General features: G+C 60.9%; 17 protein-coding genes and 1 riboswitch. Of the genes, 12 read left to right on the forward strand and 5 right to left on the reverse strand.

From position 1 onward, the window contains the following. Positions 1-126: 126 nt before the first annotated feature. Together ffh and ABIB60_RS02840 are read right to left on the reverse strand one after the other, a co-directional pair. On the reverse strand, positions 127-1,476 hold the full coding sequence (gene ffh / locus ABIB60_RS02835) for a signal recognition particle protein (RefSeq protein ID WP_354577588.1): 1,350 nt from the start codon (positions 1,474-1,476) through the stop codon (positions 127-129). Between the two features lie 53 nt (positions 1,477-1,529). After that, the gene (locus ABIB60_RS02840; RefSeq protein ID WP_354577590.1) at positions 1,530-1,922 is read right to left on the reverse strand and encodes a hypothetical protein; all 393 of its coding nucleotides are present in this window, start codon (positions 1,920-1,922) and stop codon (positions 1,530-1,532) included. Positions 1,923-2,015: 93 nt separating this feature from the next. Between ABIB60_RS02840 and ABIB60_RS02845 the strand changes: the two genes are divergently transcribed. After that, positions 2,016-3,347: a glycosyltransferase family 4 protein gene (locus tag ABIB60_RS02845; protein ID WP_354577591.1), complete on the forward strand. Its 1,332-nt coding sequence runs from the start codon at positions 2,016-2,018 to the stop codon at positions 3,345-3,347. Between the two features lie 293 nt (positions 3,348-3,640). Here the strand turns inward: ABIB60_RS02845 and ABIB60_RS02850 are convergent, their stop codons facing one another. Continuing rightward, the gene (locus tag ABIB60_RS02850; protein WP_354577592.1) at positions 3,641-5,494 is read right to left on the reverse strand and encodes a hypothetical protein; all 1,854 of its coding nucleotides are present in this window, start codon (positions 5,492-5,494) and stop codon (positions 3,641-3,643) included. Positions 5,495-5,716: 222 nt separating this feature from the next. Here ABIB60_RS02850 and pseB point away from each other — a divergent pair, with 222 nt between their 5' ends. From pseB to ABIB60_RS02900, 10 genes are all read left to right on the forward strand, one after another. Then, positions 5,717-6,736: a UDP-N-acetylglucosamine 4,6-dehydratase (inverting) gene (gene pseB / locus ABIB60_RS02855; protein WP_354577593.1), complete on the forward strand. Its 1,020-nt coding sequence runs from the start codon at positions 5,717-5,719 to the stop codon at positions 6,734-6,736. Positions 6,737-6,831: 95 nt separating this feature from the next. Next, positions 6,832-8,004, forward strand: coding sequence for a UDP-4-amino-4,6-dideoxy-N-acetyl-beta-L-altrosamine transaminase (pseC, locus tag ABIB60_RS02860; RefSeq protein ID WP_354577594.1), 1,173 nt, complete (start codon positions 6,832-6,834; stop codon positions 8,002-8,004). A gap of 190 nt (positions 8,005-8,194) precedes the next feature. Beyond that, complete coding sequence (locus ABIB60_RS02865; protein ID WP_354577596.1) at positions 8,195-8,920, forward strand: cytidylyltransferase domain-containing protein; 726 nt, start codon at positions 8,195-8,197, stop codon at positions 8,918-8,920. A 121-nt stretch (positions 8,921-9,041) separates the two neighbouring features. Further along, on the forward strand, positions 9,042-10,514 hold the full coding sequence (gene pseG / locus ABIB60_RS02870; protein ID WP_354577597.1) for a UDP-2,4-diacetamido-2,4,6-trideoxy-beta-L-altropyranose hydrolase: 1,473 nt from the start codon (positions 9,042-9,044) through the stop codon (positions 10,512-10,514). Positions 10,515-10,656: 142 nt separating this feature from the next. Then, the gene (locus ABIB60_RS02875) at positions 10,657-11,244 is read left to right on the forward strand and encodes a DUF4328 domain-containing protein (RefSeq protein ID WP_354577598.1); all 588 of its coding nucleotides are present in this window, start codon (positions 10,657-10,659) and stop codon (positions 11,242-11,244) included. A gap of 24 nt (positions 11,245-11,268) precedes the next feature. After that, entirely contained in the window at positions 11,269-12,309 is a 1,041-nt protein-coding gene (gene pseI / locus ABIB60_RS02880; RefSeq protein WP_354577599.1) for a pseudaminic acid synthase, read from the forward strand. Positions 12,310-12,317: 8 nt separating this feature from the next. Further along, positions 12,318-13,625, forward strand: a complete 1,308-nt coding sequence (locus ABIB60_RS02885; RefSeq protein WP_354577601.1) for a hypothetical protein — start codon at positions 12,318-12,320, stop codon at positions 13,623-13,625. A gap of 78 nt (positions 13,626-13,703) precedes the next feature. After that, positions 13,704-15,095, forward strand: a complete 1,392-nt coding sequence (locus ABIB60_RS02890) for a DUF7033 domain-containing protein (protein WP_354577603.1) — start codon at positions 13,704-13,706, stop codon at positions 15,093-15,095. A 124-nt stretch (positions 15,096-15,219) separates the two neighbouring features. After that, positions 15,220-16,698, forward strand: coding sequence for a lipopolysaccharide biosynthesis protein (locus ABIB60_RS02895; RefSeq protein ID WP_354577604.1), 1,479 nt, complete (start codon positions 15,220-15,222; stop codon positions 16,696-16,698). 234 nt (positions 16,699-16,932) lie between these two features. Continuing rightward, a complete protein-coding gene (locus ABIB60_RS02900) occupies positions 16,933-18,435 on the forward strand; it encodes a TSUP family transporter (protein ID WP_354577606.1) in 1,503 nt (500 codons plus the stop codon). Positions 18,436-18,528: 93 nt separating this feature from the next. Here the strand turns inward: ABIB60_RS02900 and ABIB60_RS02905 are convergent, their stop codons facing one another. Further along, positions 18,529-19,416, reverse strand: coding sequence for a CPBP family intramembrane glutamic endopeptidase (locus ABIB60_RS02905; protein ID WP_354577607.1), 888 nt, complete (start codon positions 19,414-19,416; stop codon positions 18,529-18,531). A gap of 117 nt (positions 19,417-19,533) precedes the next feature. Next, positions 19,534-20,982 (reverse strand): amino acid permease, encoded by a 1,449-nt coding sequence (locus ABIB60_RS02910; protein WP_354577608.1) that lies wholly within the window; start codon positions 20,980-20,982, stop codon positions 19,534-19,536. 305 nt (positions 20,983-21,287) lie between these two features. Further along, positions 21,288-21,380: riboswitch (SAM riboswitch) on the reverse strand. Between the two features lie 359 nt (positions 21,381-21,739). On the opposite strand from ABIB60_RS02910, the gene ABIB60_RS02915 reads away from it, so the two are divergent. Next, a complete protein-coding gene (locus ABIB60_RS02915; protein ID WP_354577610.1) occupies positions 21,740-22,207 on the forward strand; it encodes a DUF4890 domain-containing protein in 468 nt (155 codons plus the stop codon). The last annotated feature ends 18 nt before the right edge of the window (positions 22,208-22,225 follow it).

The raw sequence follows: 22,225 nt of genomic DNA on the forward strand, positions 1-22,225 counted from the left end.
ATGGTGGACCGTAATGAACATCGGCCATAAATGACGACGTGCCTGGCAGCTAAAGCCGCCAGGCACGTCGTCATTTATGGCCGTACCGAATTGAGGCCAGCCGGGCAACCCGGCTGGTCCCATATCTTAGCGAAGCGGGCCTTTCATGCCCATCATGCGGGCCATTTGCTGCATACCGCCTTTGGTCTGGCTCATTTTGTTCATGGTGCGCATCACTTTGCGCATGTCCTCAAACTGCTTCATCAGGTTGTTAACCTGTTGGATATCGGTGCCGGAGCCTTTGGCGAGGCGGCGGCGGCGGGAGCCGTTCAGCAGCTCGGGCTGGGCGCGCTCCTGGGGGGTCATGCTCTTGATGATGGCCTCAATGGGCTTGAAGGCGTTGTCGTCGATTTCCACGTCCTTCATGGCCTTGCCCATACCCGGAATCATGCCCACCAGGTCCTTCAGGTTGCCCATCTTCTTGATCTGCTCCAACTGGGAGAGAAAGTCGTCGAAGTTGAACTGGTTTTTACGGATCTTCTGGTTGATGCGCTTGGCTTCCTCCTCATCAAACTGCTGCTGGGCGCGCTCAACCAGGGAAATTACGTCGCCCATACCCAGGATGCGCTGAGCCATCCGGTCGGGGTAGAACATGTCCAGGGCTTCCATTTTCTCGCCCGTGGAAATGAATTTGATGGGTTTCTCCACCACCGCCCGAATGCTGAGGGCCGCACCACCGCGCGAGTCACCGTCGAGCTTGGTCAGCACCACCCCATCAAAGTTCAGCCGGTCGTTGAAGGTTTTGGCCGTGTTTACGGCGTCCTGACCCGTCATGGAGTCCACCACGAACAGCGTTTCCGCGGGGTTAATTGCCCGCTTCACCTGTTCGATTTCGGCCATCATCTGCTCATCTACAGCCAGGCGGCCGGCGGTGTCGATGATGACCACCTTCCGGTTGTTTTTGCGGGCGTACTCGATGGCATTGCGCGAGATGTCCACCGGGTTTTTGTTCTCCACCTCGGCGTACACTTCCACGCCAACCTGCTCACCCAGCACCTTTAGCTGGTCGATAGCGGCGGGACGGTACACGTCGCAAGCTACCAGCAGCACCGTGCGGTTTTGCTTTTTGAGGTAGGCAGCCAGCTTGCCGGCGAAGGTAGTTTTACCCGAGCCCTGCAAACCCGACAACAGAATGACGGCCGGTTCGCCCTTAATAACAATATCCTGCTTTTCGCCGCCCATAAGCTGGGTCAGCTCATCATACACGATTTTGGTCATCAGCTGGCCCGGCGACACGCTAATGAGCACGTCGCGGCCCATGGCCTCCTCCTTTATCTTGTCGGTTACTTCCTTGGCCACCTTGTAGTTCACGTCGGCATCCACCAGAGCCCGGCGGATTTCCTTCACGGTAGCCGCTACGTTGATTTCGGTGATGGAGCCCTGGCCCTTCAGGGTTTTGAAGGCGCGGTCGAGCTTGGTACTGAGGTTATCGAACATGTAAGCGCAGATTTTGCAAATTTCTTTTTGATTTCGCTGATTCCATTCTGGCGTTAGGAGGCCTTGCGCAGCACGATGCTTTCCAGGATTTCCAGGCGGTGCAGCATATCGGCCTGCATAGCTTGGTTGGTTTCAATCCGCACCAGCCGCTGGTCAATTTGCCGCACATCGGCGCGCAGTTCAGCTACTTCCTGCTTCACGCCGGCCACCTCCTGTTTAACGCCCGCTACTTCCTGCTTCACACCGGCCACTTCCTGCTTTACGCCGTCAATCTTCTTTTCCATGCGGGAGAAGCCGTCGGAAGTTGCTTCGGCGAAGCGGTTGAAGATGGCTTCGAACCGGTTGCCCAGGTCTTCAATATTGCGCTTGTTCTCCTCCGTTTGCCGGTCTACGGCGCGGAGGACGTCGCCCATCAGGGCCAGCAGGTCGGTGTAGTCGGCAGCCATAAGAAAGTATCGGGAGAAGAAACCGGGTTCAGCCTCCAAAAGTAACCAGAAAACCCCGAAAGGCCGCGGGTGCGTACCTTCGCGGCTTCACTGATGCCCCTCTTGCCCGTGCCCGAGTCTGCTGCCCGCCCCTTGCGTTTACTGGTAATTACCTACTACTGGCCGCCCTCGGGCGGGGCCGGAGTGCAGCGCAGCCTCAAGTTTGTGAAGCACTTGCCGCAGTTTGGAGTGGAGCCCACCGTCATTACCGTCGACCCGGCCCAGGCCGCCTACCCGGTTCTCGACGACTCGTTGGCGGCCGATGTGCCAGCGGGTGTACGTGTCATTCGCACCAATACCTTCGAGCCTTTCGACAGCTACAAGAGGCTCACGGGCAAGCAGGTACCGTATGGCGGCTTCGTGGGCGAGAGCAAGACGAGCCGGGTGCAGCAGCTGTTCAAGTTTGTGCGCGGCAACCTGTTTATTCCCGATGCCCGCCGGGGCTGGAACCGCTACGTGCTGGAGGCCGTGGCCCAGCTGATGGCGGCCGGGGAGCAGTTTGATGCCGTACTGACTTCCTCTCCTCCCCACTCCACCCAACTTATTGGCCTGGAGCTGCGGCGGCGCTACGGCCTGCGCTGGCTGGCCGATATGCGCGACCCGTGGACGGATATTTACTATTATAACGAGTTGAATCACTTGCCGCCGGCCCGGTGGCTGGATGCGCGCTATGAGCGGCAGGTACTGCAACAGGCCGATGCCGTACTGGTAACCAGCCCCCACACCAAGCGGCTGTTTCTGGGCAAATCGGGGCAGATTGCGGCGGCCAACATCCACGTGCTGCCCAACGGCTACGATGAAGATGACTTCCGCAGCCCCAGCCAGCCACCCCAGGATCGGCTGCTCATCACGCACACCGGCACCATTTCCGAAACCTACCATATTGAGCTGCTGCTGCAGGCCTGCGCCGAATGCCGCCGCCGCCACCCCGAGGTGCCGCTGCACCTGCGCTTCGTGGGTAAGGCCGCCGAGGGTATCCAGCGTCAGGCCCGCGAAGCCGGTTTGCAGGATGCGGTGGAGTTCATTCCCTTCGTGCCCCACGATGAGTCGGTGGAGTATTTGCTGCGCAGCACAGTGCTGCTGATGGCCATTCCCGACGTGGCGAACAACCGGGGTATTTTGCCCGGCAAGGTGTTCGAGTATCTGGCTACTGGCAAGCCTATTCTGTGCGTGGGCCCCGCTGGCTCCGACGCCGATGAGCTGCTGCAAGCCAGCGGGGCCGGCCGCGCCCTCCCCTACGATGCCTACGCCCAGATGCTGGAAGAGCTGGAGGCCCTGGCCGCCCAGTGGCGCATCAACCCCAACCTCGACCTGCCCGGCGGCCACCCCGAACGGTACTCTCGCCGCCGCCTGACGGCTCAATTGGCCGAATTGCTGCAACGGTAAGCCCGTGTCATTGCTAGGTCGAAGGCCGAAACAATCCGGCCTGTTCAGAACCCAAATCTGTTTCTGAGCCTCCGAATGGGTGTAGAGACGCACATTTCGCGTCTCCCGCCAGAACGACCGATGCCGCACCAAACTGCGCTACTTACACAACATCAGCACGCCCCGAGACATGCAGTGTCGCGTCTCTACACCATCCAGATACCAGCGCGACCTTCAGGGCTTTAAAAAAGCAATGGACGTTTTGCGCTTTATGAAGGATTTCGTCGTCGTGCCTCCTCGCAATGACGTTTGTTTTACCTTCCGAACAGGCCGCGCAATTTGCTGGGCACGAGGCTGGCGGCGCGGGCTTTCAGGTCGGTCCAGGGCGAATGGGGCAGGTGCTGGCCGTGCCACTGGCTGATGGCCTGGGCCAGGCGCTGGGCCAGGGTGCGGTAGTGCTGGCGGTGGTAGTGGCGCAGGTTGTTGGTCACGTCGGCGGGCGTCTGCACAAAGTCGCACACATCTACCACGAAGCAATTTTCGGCTGACGCTACAAACTCCACTAAGGTCTGATTCAGCAGTTGGTGGCGCTGCTTTGCACCCGTTTCACCGGAGCCCGGCACGTCAATTTCGGCCCCGTTGAGAAAGAAGATGGGTACCGGGGCCGGAACCTGGGCCCGCAGCCACGCCAGATTCTGCCGGAACTCGGTGGCCGAAAGCTGACCTTCGTGGGCAAACCCTTCGGCAAAGTACCGCAGAAACGGCTCATTCATTCCCTGAAAACGGCGCTTGGCGTACGTGGCGGCCTGGGCCGTGGGGTTCTGGGCGGTGAGGTCCTGGTAGGCCCCGAACGGCACGCGCCGGCCAGTGGCCCGCTCCCGGTACACGTCCTGGGTATAGTCCATGAGGGGGCTGTACACCAGCACATCGTAGTTGCCGGCCCAGAGGTTGGTGTTGAAGGCTTCACGGCCCAGGAAAGGCAAAGCGGCGGCCAGGCGCTGCTGCTCGGCGGCGGGCCACTCCCGGCCCGCCCGCAGCAGCAGCGTGTGCTCCAGGTGGACCGGAATCTGGTGCTCGTTGTTGAAGTTGAACTCCTCCGTGACATCCAGGGCAAAGGCCTGCAGAAAGGACGTAAGCTGCCCCAGGTCGCAGCCGCCTTTCAGCAGCACCCGCAGCCGATTGGCGGCCGCAGTGGCACTTTCAGCGGTAGCAGCAGCGCCCATGGCCGCGGGCTGCTGCACCGTAATCCAATCGGGCCGGTCAGTCTGACTGAGCGTGGTGGCTACTTCGCCCTGCACCTCCAGGGCCGGAAAGCCGAGGTGGGCATAGGTGAACTGCTCCACGCCCAAGTGCAGAATACGGCAGGAAAACACTAACTGTTCCAAGCGGTTGTCCGTCAGGTTCAGGCAATAAATACCAACCAGGCCATAGTCGCCGAAACGGTCCTGCACGCGCACCGTGCCCCAGCGCCGGGTCGGGTCGGACAGGCTGGTTTCCAGTTCAGCTTTCGTGACGCGGCGCTTGGTAAAGTTGAGCTGGTTGGAGCGGTTGATGAGTTCTTCCAGCCGGCCCAGGTCGGGCCATACGGCCGCGCCTTCCCGAAACTCAATGCGCACCTGCGCATCGCGCAGAAAGGCTAGGTTGTCGTTGTACTGGGTGCGGGCCTGCTGCTGGCGCTCCAATAGGCGGTACTGCTCCAGGCGCGCGAAGGTGGGGTCGGGCTTGCCGCTGGCGCGCAGCAGCGGGGCCAGCCGGGGCAGTTCGGCGGGGTCGGCAACCTGCAACTCCGGGTTGTAATACTGCGCCTCGGCCCGGTTGATCGGGTTATCATCGAGAAACAACGCGTTGGGGGCACGCAACTGCAGCTGCTCCAGCAGCTGCTTGATAACCGGCCCCTTGGGCTGCCAGCTGATTTGGGGAAACACAAACAGCTCCCGGATACCTAGCTCTTGCAATTTGGCCTCGGCCGGGGCAAAGTCGTTTTTGCTCACGATGGTGTGCACGATGCCCCGTGCGGCCGTTTCGCGCACTAGCTGCAAGTTTTCCTCCAGGGCCTCCACGGCTCCTTCCGAGAGCGTACCCCGCCAAAATGTATCGTCCAGGTCCCAGATGATGACTTTAACGGGTTGGGGGAAGGCAGCAGAAGGCTGGGCGGAAATAGGCGTCATGCGGAGCGAAGTCGAAGCATCTCTACCGCTTCGGGGTGGTACTGCTGCAACGAAGTGGTAGAGATGCTTCGACTTCGCTCCGCACGGCAGAAAACCTGCTTTCTGTCCGTACTACAAAACTACGCAAGCTCCGGCCGGAATGCCTACTTTTGCCTTCCCCAAGTCCTGGAGGCGCGGCGCCGGTGACGTTTCACGGCCGCTCCTCTTCACCTTATTTCCCCAATGGCCCTCGACCTCAACCATAAATCCATTCTGGTAACCGGCGGCACCGGTTCGTTCGGCAAGCAGTTTGTGCAGACGGTATTTGAGCTGTTTCCCGACGTGAAACGGCTGGTGGTTTACTCCCGCGACGAGCTAAAGCAGTACGAAATGTCGCAGCAGTTTCCGCACGCCAAGTACCCGGCCATCCGTTACTTCATCGGCGACGTGCGCGACGGGGAGCGGCTGAAACGGGCTTGTGAGGGCATTGATATTATTGTGCACGCCGCCGCCCTCAAGCAGGTGCCCGCCGCCGAGTACAACCCGATGGAGTGCATCAAAACCAACATCTTCGGGGCCGAAAACGTGATTAACGCCGCCCTCGACTGCGGGGTAAAGGAAGTGGTGGCCCTGAGTACCGACAAAGCCGCCGCCCCCATCAATTTGTACGGAGCTACCAAGCTCTGCTCCGATAAGCTGTTTGTGGCTGCTAACAACATGAAGGGCAGCCGGGATTTGCGCTTCTCGGTGGTGCGCTACGGCAACGTAATTGGCTCCCGCGGCTCGGTAGTGCCGTTCTTCCTGCAGCGCCGCGAAACCGGCGTGCTGCCCATCACCCACCCCGACATGACGCGCTTCCATATTTCCCTGGAGCAGGGCGTAGACCTGGTGCTGTACGCCCTGGAGCACAGCTGGGGCGGGGAAATCTTTGTACCCAAAATTCCGAGCTACGTGATTACGGAGGTAGCCAAGGCCATCGGGCCCAACTGCCGCCAGGAAATTGTGGGCATCCGGCCGGGCGAGAAGCTGCACGAGGAAATGATTACCGAAACCGATGCCCTGAGCACGGTGGAGTTGGACAAGTACTACGTGATTCTGCCCTTCACCCCGCGCTGGGACGTGGACGACTTCATCCGTCACTTCGGGGGCCGCCGCGTAGAAGCCGGCTTCCACTATGATTCCAGCAACAACACCGAGTGGCTAAACGCCGAGCAGATTCGGGAGGAAATTCGCCTGCACGTTGACCCCGCGTTTGAGGCTTAGCCCACTTGCATTGCCCCTGCACAACGGCTGCCCCAGGGGGTGGCCGTTGTGTTTTTAAGCCAAAGTAGCGGCCGGGTCTTTACTTTTGACCTACTATGAGCGCATCCTCCTTCCAGCCCACCCGCCCCATTGCCTACGGCCGCCAGCACATCACCCCCGAGGACGTGCAGGCCGTGACGGAAACCCTGTATTCGGATTACCTCACGCAGGGGCCCAAGGTGGCGGAGTTTGAGCAGCAGTTTGCCGCCTACGTGGGCGCGCAATACGCCGTGGCCGTGGCCAACGGCACGGCGGCTCTGCACCTGTGCGCGTTGGCTCTGGGCGTGCAGCCGTGCCAACGCGTCATTACCACGCCCATCACCTTCTCGGCCTCGGCCAACTGCGTGCGGTACTGCGGCGGGGAAGTACATTTTGTGGACATCGACCCCGCCACGGCCCTGATTGACTTGCACGCGGTGCGCCACTTGCTGGAAAGCTACCCCCAAGGTCATTTCCACGGGCTGATTCCGGTGGACTTTGCCGGTTTGCCCGTTCAGCTGGAACAGGCCCGTCAGCTTTGCGACGAGTTTGGCCTGTGGATGATTGAGGACAGCTGCCACGCTCCCGGCGGCTTTTTTACCGACTCTCGGGGCCAGGAGCAGCGCTGCGGCAACGGGCAGTTTGCCGATTTGGCCATCTTCAGCTTTCACCCCGTAAAGCACATTGCTACCGGCGAGGGCGGCATGATTACCACCAACCGCCCCGATCTGTATGAGCACCTGCTACGCCTGCGCACCCACGGCATTACGAAAGACCCCGCTCAAATGACCCGCAACGACGGCGGCTGGTACATGGAAATGCAGGAGCTCGGCTATAACTACCGCATGCCCGACATGCTCTGCGCCCTGGGCATCAGCCAACTGCGCCGGGCCGATGAGGGCCTGCTGCGCCGCCGCGAGCTGGCCGCCCGCTACGATGCGGCCTTTGCCGGTCTGCCCCAGGTAACGCCGCTGGCCGGGGCTCCGGGCCATGCCTACCACCTCTACGTGATTCAGGTGCCCGACCGCAAAGGACTCTACGATGCCCTACGCGAGCGGCAGATTTTTGCCCAGGTGCACTACATTCCGGTGCATACCATGCCCTATTACCAGGGGTTGGGCTGGAAGCCCGGTGATTTTCCGCGGGCTGAAGCCTATTATGCCTATTGCCTGAGCATTCCGCTCTTCCCCAGCCTCACCGATGAGGAGCAGCAGTACGTTATTGACTGCATCCGGGAGTTCGTCGGCTAGACCCTAATTCTTCGGCTAAGGGCCATTTGATAAAAGCCCCCGGCACGGTTGTCTGGCACTTGCTCAGGTATTTCCAGTCCTCAGTATGCGCGGAGTACCAGCCTGATTACCGCCGGTTGTGCGGCACAGGGCACCTCGCAACCACCTCAGCATATCAGCCGAATCCACTCACCATCTGACCCATCCACTTTTGCCTAACGTCGGTATTATTTCCCAGGCCCGCATGACCAGCACCCGGCTGCCCGGCAAAGTGCTGCGCCCGGTGGCTGGCCGCCCGCTGCTGAGCTACCACGTAGCGCGGCTGCAGGCCACGGGCCTGCCGCTCTACCTAGCCATTACCGATAAGCCCACCGACGACCCACTGGCAGAATACGCGGCCAATAACGGGCTGGCCTGTACCCGGGGCCCGGAGGATGATGTGCTGGCCCGCTACTACCAGTGCGCAGCCGCGCACAGCCTCGATGTGGTTGTGCGAGTTACCTCCGACTGCCCGTTGCTGGGTGGGGAGCTGATTGCGCAAGCCGTGCAGCAATACATAGCTGCGGGCAACCCGCGCCTGTACCTATCCAACGTGCTGGAGCGCACTTTTCCGCGGGGCTTTGATTTCGAGGTGTTTTCGCGGGAGTTGCTGGATGAAGCGCACCAGTTTGCTACCACTGCTTCCGACCGGGAACACGTAACGCCCTACATTCATCAGAACCGCTCGGGCCGGGTGGAGTTTGCCCACATCCGCCGCACCCCAGACCGCCACGCCTACCGCCTCACAGTAGATACCGCCGAGGATTTCGAGCTGATCCGGCAGCTGATTGAGGAGCACCACGCCGATACTCTATCCGCCGATGAGCTGATTGCCTTTCTGGACGCCCACCCGGAGCTGGTAGCCCTCAACGCCCACATCGAGCAGAAAAAGCTGTAGCAGCATGTTGCCAGTAGCGCAAACTGTGCAGTTTGCGCCCCCACGCCGCCACAACGATAATCGTTCCGGGGCGCGAATTACACAGTTCGCGCTACTACCTAACCACTAACAGTTCCCCCTCATGGCGCGCTTACTTTTCCGGGCCGATGGTAACGCCCGCATCGGGCTGGGCCACGTGATGCGGCTGCTGGCGCTGGCCGAAATCCTAAGGCCCGATTTTCCGGAGCAGCTGTTTCTTATTCGGGAGCCGGATGAGGCGCTGGTGCAGCAGCTAACGGCGGCCGGCGTAATAGTACAGGCCCTGCCCAACCAGCCCCTTCCGGAGGAAGCGGCCTACCTCGTGCGTCACCTGTTACACCCTACCGATGTGCTGGTGCTGGACGGCTACGATTTTCGCTACGAGTACCAGAACACCGTGCGCGGCTGCCTGGCCCGCCTGATTTACCTAGACGACCTCCACGCCTACCCGCTGGCGGCCGATTTGGTACTGAACCCGGCCGGCGGCCTCACGCTGCGGCAGTACCAGATGCGGCAGCCAGGCGCGCGCCTGCTTAGCGGCCCCGCCTATGCTCCTCTGCGCGCCGCCTTCCGCACTTCCGCCGCTCCTACCTCTGCGCCTAACCCGGCCACCGTGCTGGTTTGCCTGGGTGGGGCCGATCCTACCCACCAAACCCAGCGCGTGGCCGCCGAGCTGCTGGCGTTGCCGGCCGTGCACCGGGTGCACGTGGTGGTGGGCAGCGCCTACGTGGGCTGGGAAAGTCTGCAGACCTGGGCGCCGGAGCACCCGCGCCTGACGCTGCACCGCAACTTACCTGCTCCGGAACTGGCGGCCCTAATGCGCCAGTGCGGCGCGGCTGTGTGCTCAGCCAGCACCGTGAGCTATGAGTATTGCGCCGCGGGCGGCGGGCTGTTGCTGCTGCTGCCCACGGCCGATAACCAGCACGATATTGACCACTATTTGCGCGGGGCCGGGTTGGCCCGGCCGTTTACTGCCGCCGCCAATATTCTCACTTCTCCCGAGGCCTCCCGCCTAGCGTTTAGCATGCAGCTAGCCCAGCGCCAGGTGTTTGATGGACAGGCACCCGCGCGGCTGCGCCAAGAGGTAAGGGCGCTGCTGCTGCCCCCACCGCCCTTCTACCTGCGTCCCGTACAGCCCACCGACTCCAACCAACTATTGTCCTGGACCAATGAGCCCACCGTGCGCCAGTTCTCCTTCAACCCTAACCCCGTATCCCGCTCCGACCATGAGCAGTGGCTGGCGGCCCGCCTCCAGGACCCCAATGCCCTGCTACTGCTGGCCCAGGATGCCGCTACCGGCCGTCCCGCTGGCCTCATCCGGTACGCCGTGAACGGGGAGGAAGCTACGCTGAGCTACCTGCTTGATGCCGAATTTCGGGGGCGGGGGCTGGCCCCGCTGCTGCTGCTGGCCGGCACGCGGCGGGTGCTGGAGCACTTTTCGGCGGTGCGCCGGGTGGTTGGCCACGTGCAGCAGATTAACACCGCCTCGGTGCGGGCCTTTGAACGAGCGGGCTACCGGCTAGCCGCAACGCCCCCACCCGCACCGGCATCTGTTACTTTCACTTGGTTGGCGTAGCTTCGCTCGCATCCGTTACTTAGTTAAAGCTGTGTTGCATCAGTTACGTGATAATTCTGGCCGGGCTCAACAGGCCATAGCCATCTTCTGGGGTATTATTGGACTCAGCAGCATTTCCTTTTTGGTAGAAATGCTGTACGCTGTGTCTGTTTCCGCCACAACTGATTCGTCGGCTGGTTGGGGGCAGTTTCTGGAGTATTCCCGGCTTGCGGTGGCCATTGCCCAGATTCCGCTTCGCATACTCAGCATTGTATTTTTCCTGCAGTGGTTTCGGCGGGCGTACTACAACCTGCGCTACCTCAGCGGCCGGCCCGACCACACCGATGGCTGGGCAGTGGGGGCGTGGTTTGTACCGTTTCTGAATCTGTTCAGGCCGTACTCCATCATGAAGGAAATTTGGTACGGCACCAATAGCGCGGCGGGCCGGGGCCGCCAGCACGGACTACTGCAGTGGTGGTGGATTGCTTACCTGGTGCATGGTGGCCTCAACCGGGCCGCTGACAAAGTCAGTACCAAGGCGGAAACACTGACTGAGCTCCAGAATGCTGCTACCCTGAATGTATTTTCCAACTTTGCAGATGTAGTATCGGCCGCCCTGACTCTGATGGTTATCCGGTACGTGCACGAATCGGAGCAGGCCGTTGCGCTATTCGGGCAGGTGCGGCAACTAGGCGGCGATGCTCCCGCCCCGGATGATGTGCGTCCCACCGAAGAAGAACAATACGCCTAGCTCCGGGCTTCGTATTTTTGCCGCATGACCATTTCCTTCGGCTCCCGCCTCGTCGGCCCCGACCAGCCCCCGCTTATCATTGCCGAGCTCAGCGGCAACCACAACCAGGACCTCAACCGGGGCCTAGCCATTGTGGATGCCATGGCCGCCGCCGGGGCCCACGCCATCAAGCTCCAGACCTACACCGCCGATACCATGACCCTGCCCGGGGCCTACCGCATCGACGACCCCAACTCCCTGTGGTTTGGCCGGGAGCTGCACGAGCTGTACCAAGAAGCCCACACGCCCTGGGAGTGGCACCAGCCCTTGTTTGACCGCGCCCGGCAGCACGGCATGCTGGCCTTCAGCTCGCCCTTCGATGAAACCGCCGTGGATTTTCTGGAAACCCTGGATGTGCCGGCCTACAAGATTGCCTCCTTCGAGAATACCGACTGGCCGCTGCTGCGCCGGGTGGCCGCTACCGGCAAGCCCGTGATTATGAGCACTGGGGCCAGCCAGTTGGCGGAAGTAGCCGAAGCCGTGCAGGTGCTGCGCGAAGCTGGCTGCCGCGAGCTAGTGCTGCTCAAGTGCACCAGCACCTACCCGGCCACGCCCCAGAATACCAACCTGCGTACCCTGCCCCACTTCCAACAGCTCTTCCCCGATGCCTTGGTGGGCCTCTCCGACCACACTATGGGCGTGGGCGCGGCCGTGGCGGCCGTGGCCCTGGGTGCCTGCGTAGTGGAAAAGCACGTAACCCTGCGCCGCGCCGATGGGGGCGTGGACTCGGCTTTTTCCTTGGAGCCCGAGGAAGTAGCTCAGCTGGTGACGGAAACGGAGCGGGCCTGGCAGGCCCTGGGCCAGGTGCAGTACGGCGTGCAGCGGGCCGAGGAGAAAAGCCGCCTCTACAAGCGCAGCCTCTACGTGGCCCAGGATATAGCCGCCGGCGAAGTCTTTACCAAGGACAACCTGCGCGTGGTGCGCCCCGGCGACGGCCTGCCGCCCCGCTACTACGACCAGTTGCTGGGTAAGCCCGCCCGCCAGGACTTATCGGCGGGCACCCCCCTTACCTGGGACGCGCTGTAGCCGCTGCTATGCCTGAAAACCCTGTTCCGCCCACTCCCGCTGCCCGCCTGCGCGACATTCTGCAGCTGCGGTTCACCGACTTGTTTGCCTCCCTGCCGGCCCACACACTGGAGCCTATTTCGCCCCGTAGTCCCTGGAAACGGCTGCTGAAGGTGACGGGCTACGCGGTGGTGCGGCTGGTGGGCAACGTGTTCCGGCCGGTACGCAACCCCGAGGAACTGCGCGGCAAGGTGTGGCTGTACGTGGTTAGCCAGAACAACTACGACTCCTTGCACTTCCTGCGGGAGGCCCGGCCCGACGCGTTGCTGATAGCCGGCCAGAGCAAGCAGATTGGCCGCTACAACCGGCAGGTCAATCGGCTGTCGTTGCGGCGCAAGCTGCTGTACTACTGGCAACTCCCGGGCGTGTACTGGGCATTGCACCGCACGGAAGGTGAGCGGGCCTGGCGGTTTTTCGATTTGGTGTTCAACGCCATCGGCTACTACGAGGTGTACCGCCGGACCCTGCGTCACTACCGCCCCCGGGCCGTGGTATTCGCCAACGACCACAACGACGATGCCCGCGCTCTGCTTCTGGCTTGCCAGGCCGAAGGCGTACCCACCGCGTATGTGCAGCACGCCAGCGTGAGTACCAACTTTCCACCTTTGGGGTTCGATTTGAGCCTCCTGGAAGGCCAGGATGCGCTGGATAAATACCGCCAGTGTGGCCCCGTGCACGGCCGCACGGAACTGGTGGGCATGCCCAAAGCCGATGCCTTCCTGGCCCGCCGAAACACCGCACCGGCCGTGCAGCGGGTGGCCCTGGCCTGCAATGCCCTCGACGACCTACCGGCTCTGGCTGCTACCGTACACTTCCTGGTCACCGAATTTCCGGAGCTACAGTTCACCCTGCGCCCCCATCCCGGCGACCCACGCGACTTCACGTTTCTAACCCAACGCCACCCGCAACTGCAGTTTTCCGATGCCCGCCGGCAGAACGTATTTGAGTTTCTGGAGGAGCATGATGCCCTGATTGCCGCCGATACCAGCACCCACCTCGAAGCCACCCTGCTCAACCTGGCCAGCGTATACGTGCGCTTTGGTAACCAGGGCATCACCGACGACTACTACGGCTACGTGGCCCACGGCTTGGTGGAGCGGGCCGACTCGCTGCCGGTGCTGGGTGCCTGGCTGCGGCGCTACCAGCAGCACAAGCCGCTGGACCTCTACCACCGCGCCGCCTACTACAACGCTACCCTCGGCACTCCTGATGAAGGCCACAGCCAGGCCCGGGCCGCGCGGCTGCTGGATGAATGGCTAGCTGCTGGGCAACAGTAATCCAGACTAATTTAGCCCGCAGAGGACGCGGAGGGTGGCGCAGAGGGCGCAGAGCTGTTCTGCGTGGTACCTTGCGGTATGTTACCGCCGCTACCTTCCGTGCCTGCTACTACCGCCGAAAGCCGTTTGCATTACGTATTGCAGCATTTCTGGCAGGCATATGATACTATACCCACAGTTAGCATTGGGTACGCTGGTACGCAGCTGCAGGTGGAGGTGGCGGCCGTGGAGCACGCCTTTTTTGCGGGCACGGCCCCCTACTCTGCCCCGCCGGTGTGGCGGGAGTGGCAGGGTCGGCAGCTGCCGTTTTTCTTTGACGACCAGCCCGCCCGGCCGCTGCTGGAACTGCTGCCCGGAGGCCGGGCCCGGGTGCAGGCCGATGTGGTGTCGGCGGCGTTTTTCCTGCTTAGCGGCTGGCAGGAATTTTACTCCGATGAGCGGGACCAGCACGGCCGCTTTCCGTACGCGGCCAGCGTGCAGCACCGGTATGGGTTTGTAGCGGTGCCCGTGGTCAACTATTACTTCGATGTATTGAAAACGGCCATCGAGCACGTCAGCGGCCAGCCCCTGCGGCCCCGCCGCTGGGCCGATGGTCGCGCCTGGGCCGCCTTCATTACCCACGACATCGACAACCTCTACAGCGCCTGGAAAGCCCCCGCCAAAGCCGCCCTCCAGCGCCGCGACTGGCGGGATTTCGTCCGCCGCTACTGGCAGCACCTCACCCAAAAAGACGCCTGGGACAACCTGGCCGAGGTACAACAAACCGTGGCTGAATACGGCGCCAAAAGCACGTTCTTTTTCCTGCCCAAGCACCAAAAAGCAGCCAACGGCACGCCCAATGCCGATTATAAGATCAACCAACCGAGGCTCGTAAAACAGATCCGTGCTTTGCATGATGCTGGGGCTGAAATAGCTGTTCATGGGAGCTTGAATGGTGACAGTGTTTCCTTGGTGATAGAAGCTGCCACGGTTTGGGAGATTGTAGGTTTGCCATTTGATTCAGGTGCCTTTTCCGGCAACCGATTTCACTATTTGCAGTGGACACCATCTCTCACTCCATTGGTAATTGACTCAATACCTTTTCATTATGATTCCACACTAGGCTTTGCCGAGCACTACGGCTTCCGAAACAGCTACTGCCTGCCTTTCCAGCCGTTCATTTTTCAGCGGGGCGAAGCCGCGGACTTCCTCGAAATTCCGCTCAACGTGATGGATGCCACCCTGCACCACCCGCGCTACTTGCAGTTGGCCCCCGAGGAAGTTATGCCGGCCCTCACGCCTATGCTTCAGGAAATTGAGCGGTTTGGGGGCGTGGCCACAGTACTCTGGCACAACGAGAACTTCGACCCGGCCAACACCCGCAACGGCCCCCGGGAGTTCCGGACTATCATGGAGTACCTTCGCAGCCGCAACGTAGCCTTCGTTAACGGCTCAGATATTTGCCGGTCGTTTCATCATTTGTCATCCTGAGCTTGCAAAGGACCTTCTCACGCTAGAACAGCTCTGCGCACCTCTGCGGGAACCAACACCAGAACGTGCAAGCTCAGGATGAGAGAACGCCAACTCACAACTTCACCTTTTACAACTTCACCTTTTGGGCATTGTTCAGCGGCAGGGGCTGCGTAACACCATTATTTCCTACCTGGGGCTGGCGCTGGGGTTTGTGAGTACCACGCTGGTGCTACCCCGGTTTCTGGAGCCGCAACAGTTGGGGCTTACCGGCACGCTGGCCTCCATTGCCACACTCTTTGCCCAAGTGGCGGCGCTGGGATTTGCCAGCGTGGGCATCCGCTTTTTCCCTTATTTCCGCAACCGGGAAAACGGGCACCACGGGTTTCTGCCGTTTCTGATGGGCGTGCCGCTGCTGGGCTTTGTGGTGGTACTGGGGCTATATCTGTTGAGCCGGCCGTTTCTTATAGGGCTATACGAGCAGGACGCGGCCCTACTCAACACTTACTACCTCTGGGGGGCCGTGTTTGCGCTGTTTACGCTGCTCTACTCCCTACTCGATGCCTACCTCAAAGCCCTCTACCACACGGCATTTTCCTCGTTTCTGCAGGATATTCTGCTGCGGCTGCTGATTCTGGGTGGGGCCCTGCTGTTTGCCCAAGGCTGGCTCACGTTTCATGGGTACGTGCTCTGGTACGTGGGCGTGAACGGGGCGCTGGTATTATTGCTCACCGGCTACCTGGTGCGCATCGGGGAGCTGCACTGGCGGCCCCGGCGGGCGGTACTGGCAGTGCGGCCGGTACGCGAGCTGCTGGGCGTGGGTGCCTTCACGCTGCTGAGCTCCCTGGCCGGCAGCATCATCATGTATATCGACACCCTAATGGTGGGGGCGCAGGTGAACCTGGCGGCAGCCGGTATCTACGGTATTGCCTTCAACATCAGCACCGCCCTGGCTATTCCGGCCCGCTCCCTCAACAAGATTGCCTTCCCTTTGCTGGCCGATTACTGGAAAGAGCAGAACCTGACCGGCATGACCGATTTTTACCGCCGCACCACCCGCCTCAACACGCTCATCGGCTGCTTTCTGGCCCTGGGCATCGGGCTCAACCTGGACTTCATTTACTCCCTGATGCGCGCCGATTATGCCCAGGGCACGGTAGTGGTGCTGCTGCTGCTGGGCAGCCGCTTATTCGATGGCATTACGGGAGTAAATGGGCTCATTCTCGTTACCTCACCGCGCTACCGTTTTGATCTGATTTTTAACGTTTCGCTGGCCCTGCTTACCATCCTTCTCAATGTGCTGCTGATTCCACGGCTGGGCATCGTGGGCGCAGCCGTGGCGGCCGTGGCGGCCCAAATAAGCATCAACCTGGCCCGTACCTGGTTTGTGTGGCGCAGCTTCGGTATGCAACCCTTCACCTGGCGCATCCCGCTGATTTTGCTGATTGCTGCGGCCGCCGGGCTGGCCGGCTGGCTAGTACCCACTCTGCCTTCGGCCCTGCTCACTATGCTGCTCCGCTCCACTACCCTTGCCGGGGTGTACGCCGGCCTGATTCTGCTTACGGGCGTAGCCCCCGAGGTAACGGCCCTGCTTAAGGGTCTGAGCCAGCGGCTGGGCCAATAAATTGCCCCGTCGCTGCGGCCGGGCCAGTAATTCCGCCTACTTTACGGCCGCAACCTAACTGCCAGCGGCCTTTTCGGTTTACAGAAAAGCCCCCGCCCAACCACTGCCCAGCTCCGTTGAGGGTTGGGCGGCAACGCCGGGCATGCTGCCTGACCGTTGGCCTGCGCACCAGGCCCCGGCCAGTACCGGCGTTAGGCCCAGCCACGGCCCGGCTGCTTGTACCTACCTTTCGTCATGCCGTTTTCCTCCGATAGCGCCCTGCCCCAGCCCGAGCTGCCCAATGGCAACCGGTTGTTTCCGGTGTTTTTGAAGCTGGAACAGCTGCGCGTACTGCTGGTAGGCGGCGGGGCGACAGGCTACGAAAAGCTCTCGGCCATACTAGCCAACAGCCCCGATGCGGCCGTTACGGTAGTGGCCACCCGGTTTGGGCCGGAGCTGCGGGTGCTGGCCGAGCGCCACCCGGCTGTGCAGCTGCGTGAGCAGCCTTACGACCCCACCACGCTGGTGGGCCACGACCTGGTGATTGTGGCCACGCATGATAAGGAGCTGAATCGGCGCATCAGGGCGGATGCCACGCGCCAGCGCCTGCTCTGCAACGTAGCCGATACGCCCGCCGCCTGCGACTTTTACCTGGGCTCCATTGTGCAGAAGGGCGACCTAAAAATTGCCATCAGTACCAACGGCAAGTCGCCCACCATTGCCAAGCGCCTGCGCGAAATGCTCACCCATGCCCTGCCCGATGAGTTGCACGATGTGCTCCAGCGTATGGCCAGTATCCGGGAGAAGGTGGGCGGCGACTTCGCCCATAAAGTGAAGTCGCTGAATGCCGTGACGGCCGAGCTGACTGGCGGGCCGGCCTATGAGTCGCCGGCGGCGCTGCGGTGGCGGCGTATTGCCACGGCCTCCTTGCTAGCATTTGCGGCCATGCTGGTATTCAACATTCTGAGCTACTACTTCACCTGGAGCCAAGTGTGGACGGCGGCCACCCACGCCGAAACCTTCTGGCTGTTCGTGGCTATTGGGTTTGGGGCCCAACTGATTGACGGGCTGCTGGGCATGGGTTACGGCGTAATTACGGCCATCAGCCTGATGAGCCTTAACATTGCGCCGGCCGCCGTGAGTGCCAGCATCCACACCGCCGAAATGTTTGCCAGCGGGGCCTCGGGCTACCACCACTACCGCTTCGGCAATGTAAACAAGCGCCTGTTCAAAGTCCTGCTAATTCCGGGCGTGCTGGGCGCTATTACGGGGGCGTATTTGCTGGCCACGTTTGGGGAAAAGTACGGCAGCTACGTAAAGCCCTTGTTGGCGGCGTACTTGCTGCTGCTGGGTGTGCGCATCATCTCAAAGGCCTTTTCTAAGCCCGGTCCGCGTAAAAAGCACCAGAAGTTGGGGCTGCTGGCGGCGGCCGGGGGCTTCCTCGACTCGTTTGGCGGGGGCGGTTGGGGCCCCCTGGTTACCAGCACGCTTATTGCCGGGGGCCGCACCCCGCAGTACGTCATCGGCTCGGTCAGCGTCACGGAGTTTTTCGTCACGTTTGCCAGCGCCGTTACGTTCTTCGCCACCCTGGGCATTTCGCACTGGCAGATTATCCTGGGCCTGATTATCGGGGGCGTGGCCGCCGCGCCCCTGGCCGCCCGCCTAGCCGGCCGCCTGCCCGTGCGCTGGATGTTTGTGGGCGTGGGCCTGATGGTAATTGTGTGGAGCCTATGGGCCCTGCGCAAGGTGTTCATGTAGCCCCTGTATTCGTTTGTGCTTCAATGCCAAACCGCCCCACCGGAATGTTCCGATGGGGCGGTTCTCATCTTAGCGCAGAGTTTCACCGGCTATTTATATGCTGTTCGGTTGCAATTCGGCCGGTTGCGGAAGCTCGTCGACCGGCGAATGGACCGGTGGCGGGGAGGTGGCACGCTGCACCATCCATAGCAAGCTCCACAACACCAGTGCGCTCAGCACCACTACCACGGTGTAGGCCCAGGGGTGACCAAAGGCGGCTACCTCGTCGGTGGATTTACCTGCTTTCTGATACAACAGCGCATTAAACGCGAAGAAATTGTTAAGGAAGTGCACACCCATGCACAGCCACAGGGAGCGGGTGCGGTAATACAGCCAGCCCATCAGCAACCCCAGAAAGAATGTAGCTAGGCTTTGCGGCGGATTCATATGCATAACCCCGAAAACAAGGGCCGACTGGCCGATGGCAATCCAAGGACGGGTGGGGAAGTTGCGCAATAGCCCCTGCAATACCACTCCGCGCAGCAGCAGTTCTTCCAATACTGGTGCCACCACGCACAGCATAAGAAACCCAACGACCGGCACTTTCATCAGTTCCCGGTAAGCTTCGCCGGAGGAGAACTTGGGCAGGTGCAGAAAATGAACCAGCGTCAGCACCATGTCGGCTGATACCACCAGCACCGGCAAGGCGAGCAGCAGCCAGCCGGGCACGTGGCCGTGCAGGTTGATACCGGGCCAGCGCACCTTCTGTTTCCACCAGAGAATCCCCAGCAAGCCAGCGTTGGTACCAACGCCCATGAGCAGCAGCGTAACGGGCCGGGTCATACCCAGCAGCTTCTCTCCGACCAGTAAAATGGGCACCCCAACCAGCAACGACAGTAGCAGATACCACCCCAAAAATGCCCAGCTTTCCTTGATAGTTGGATACACTGTAGCCGGCGGGCTGGGCGCCGCCACGGGCGCTTCGATAACAATAGATTCCACAGAAAAACTGAATAGAATGAGAGCCAAAGCTACGCGCAAGGAGCTCAGCAACGCAAACAGCCGAAACCTTACGGTCCCGGCTGCGGCAACAGGCTTACCTGCTAGCTTCTTTTCTTCCTATTCAGCTTTTGCCGGATTACCTAGCTTGCTGTGCTTGCGACCGTAGCCGAAGTAAATGGCCAGACCGATGGCCAGCCACACCGCCAGCCGCAGCCAGGTTTCCCAGGGCAAGGATACCATCATTACCACGCAGGTGAGAATACCCAGAATGGGCACCACTGGCACCCAGGGCGTGCGGAAGCCGCGCGGAGCATCTGGCTCCCGCTTGCGCATAATCAGAATACCCACGCACACCATCACGAAGGCCAGCAGTGTACCAATGCTCGTCATCTCACCCACCACGGAAATAGGCACGAAGCCCGCAAACAGGGCAATAAACAGGCCCAGCAGCAAGTTCGACTGCAGGGGCGTGCGGAAACGCTCATGAATGCGGGAGAACACCGGGGGCAGCAGCCCATCTTTGGCCATGCTGAAAAACACCCGGCTCTGACCCAGCAAATCCACCAGAATTACGGAGGTATAGCCGATGATGATAGCCAGAATGACAGCCGAGGACAACCAGGCGTACGGCGTTTTCTCGATGGCAATGGCCACGGGTGCGGCGCTGTTTTTAAACTCGGTGTAGTTGGCCAAACCAGTCATTACGTGCCCGAACAGTACGAACAGCACGGTGCAAATTAGCAGGGAGCCAATGATACCGATGGGCATGTTGCGCTGCGGATTCTTGGTTTCCTGCGCCATGGTGGCCACAATATCGAAGCCAATAAACACGAAAAACACCACCCCGGCCCCGCGCAAAATCCCGCTCCAGCCAAACTCCCCGAAGGTGCCGGTGTTCTGCGGAATGTAGGGCTGATAGTTGGTGGGGTCGATGTACTGCCAGCCCAAGCCGATAAACACCAGCACCACGGCCACCTTCAGCGTAACGACCAGCGCATTAAACCAGGCTGAGCCCGAGGTACCCCGAATGATAATCATGGTGATGGCCAGCACGATGAGCATGGCCGGCACGTTCACGAAGCCGTGCACCTCACTGCCATTGGCCAGCGTGGCCGTTTCAAAGGGCGACATGACCAGCTGCGGGGGCAGGTTAATGCCGTACTTACTGAGAAACTTAAGCAGGTACTGCGACCAGCTGATGGCCACCGTGGCCGCGCCTACTGAGTACTCCAGCACCAAATCCCAGCCAATAATCCAGGCAAACAGCTCACCCATGGTAGCGTAGGCGTAGGTGTAGGCGGAACCGGCTACTGGTACCATGGAGGCAAACTCGGCGTAGCACAGCGCCGAGAAGGCGCAGCCCACCGCCGCCACCACGAACGAAAGCGTAACGGCCGGGCCGGCGTTGTTGGCCGCCGCAATGCCAGTAAGTGAGAATAAGCCCGCTCCAATAATTACCCCAATGCCAATGGCAATGAGGTTGAAGCCGTTCAGACTTCGTTTGAGCGTTCCGGCGCCGGTTTCGGCCGCCTCCTGCCGCAGCAGTTCCAGTGATTTTCTAAGCATAAAAAGGTACGCCGGACTACGGCCCGGCAGGTCGTAAAAAAGAGGGAAGTAAGCAGATGAAGCGGGCCGCACTACGCTGAAACCGGCGCGGCCACGGGCGTCAGGCAACCAGCCCCAGGCCCGGCTCCGGCACAGTACTAGCAGAGAATAGCGGGCGGGCACCTGGCGGCGCACACGCTCTGGGCTACGGGCTAGCTACAACAACGCGGGCTACAACAGGCTGCGGCCGTACCCAAGGGGCACAAAATGGCGGCAGAAACGGCAACACGGGCTGGTAAGCAGGGCAAAAAGCGCACGGCAACTTGTTTTTATATGGTCAGGAATTGGCACCGTTCCGCAGCTTGCGGGTGGTTGCCGACGCGTCATCGAGCCTGTCTCTCAGCGCCTCTGTATAAAAACAATCCTTCGGCTAAAAAGAATTGATGCCGCAAAGGTAAAGCCGGATTGCTGCCCCCGCAAACAGAGCAAAAAACGGCCTCCATGCGCAGCCACTTCTCTAGTAGCTGCTATGTCAGGCATGGGCTGGAAACCCTACCTACTGACTGTCATCTTATGACACCCAAAGCCGTCTAAAAACCCGCGACGCAGGACGCAGACTGAGGTTTAATCGAAAAATTTAAATTTTTACGGGAGGCTGTTTTACCCTATTGGCACCAAAACTGGCACCGGACTTGCAAATGCTCCATCAGCAGCCCGCTTGCCAGTCCGGACGGTGGCGGGCCTCTCCACTCAACTACAACTCCTTCACCATAGCCTCATGAAAAAGCTCCTCGTTCTTCTGACCGCCTTCTCCTTGTCGGCCGCTGTGGCCTCGGCCCAAACCACTCCGGTGAAAGCCGCCCACGGCCAGCACATGAAAGGTGGAAAAATGCAGGGCACCAAAACTGCCAAAACCCCTGAGCAGCGCGCCGACCACGCCGCCCAAAGCCTAACCAAAAAGCTCGGACTTTCGGCCACCCAAACCCAGCAGGTGCGCCAGCTGCACCTCTCCCGGGCCCAGCAGATGCAGGCGCACAAAGCCCAGGCCGGCACAGCCGCCCCCGCCGACAGAAAGCAGCATCACGAGGCCATGAAGGCGGAGAAAGCCCAGTATGAAGCCCAGCTCAAGCAAATCCTGAGTGCCGACCAGTACGCCAAATACACCCAACTCCAAGCCGATAAAATGGCGAAGCACAAAGCGCACCGCCAGGGCATGAAGCCGGGCCTGAAACAAGGCAAAAGCTAGCCTCCCCTACTTTCTCTC

Source organism: Hymenobacter sp. UYP22, from assembly GCF_040547285.1.
GTDB lineage: Bacteria > Bacteroidota > Bacteroidia > Cytophagales > Hymenobacteraceae > Hymenobacter.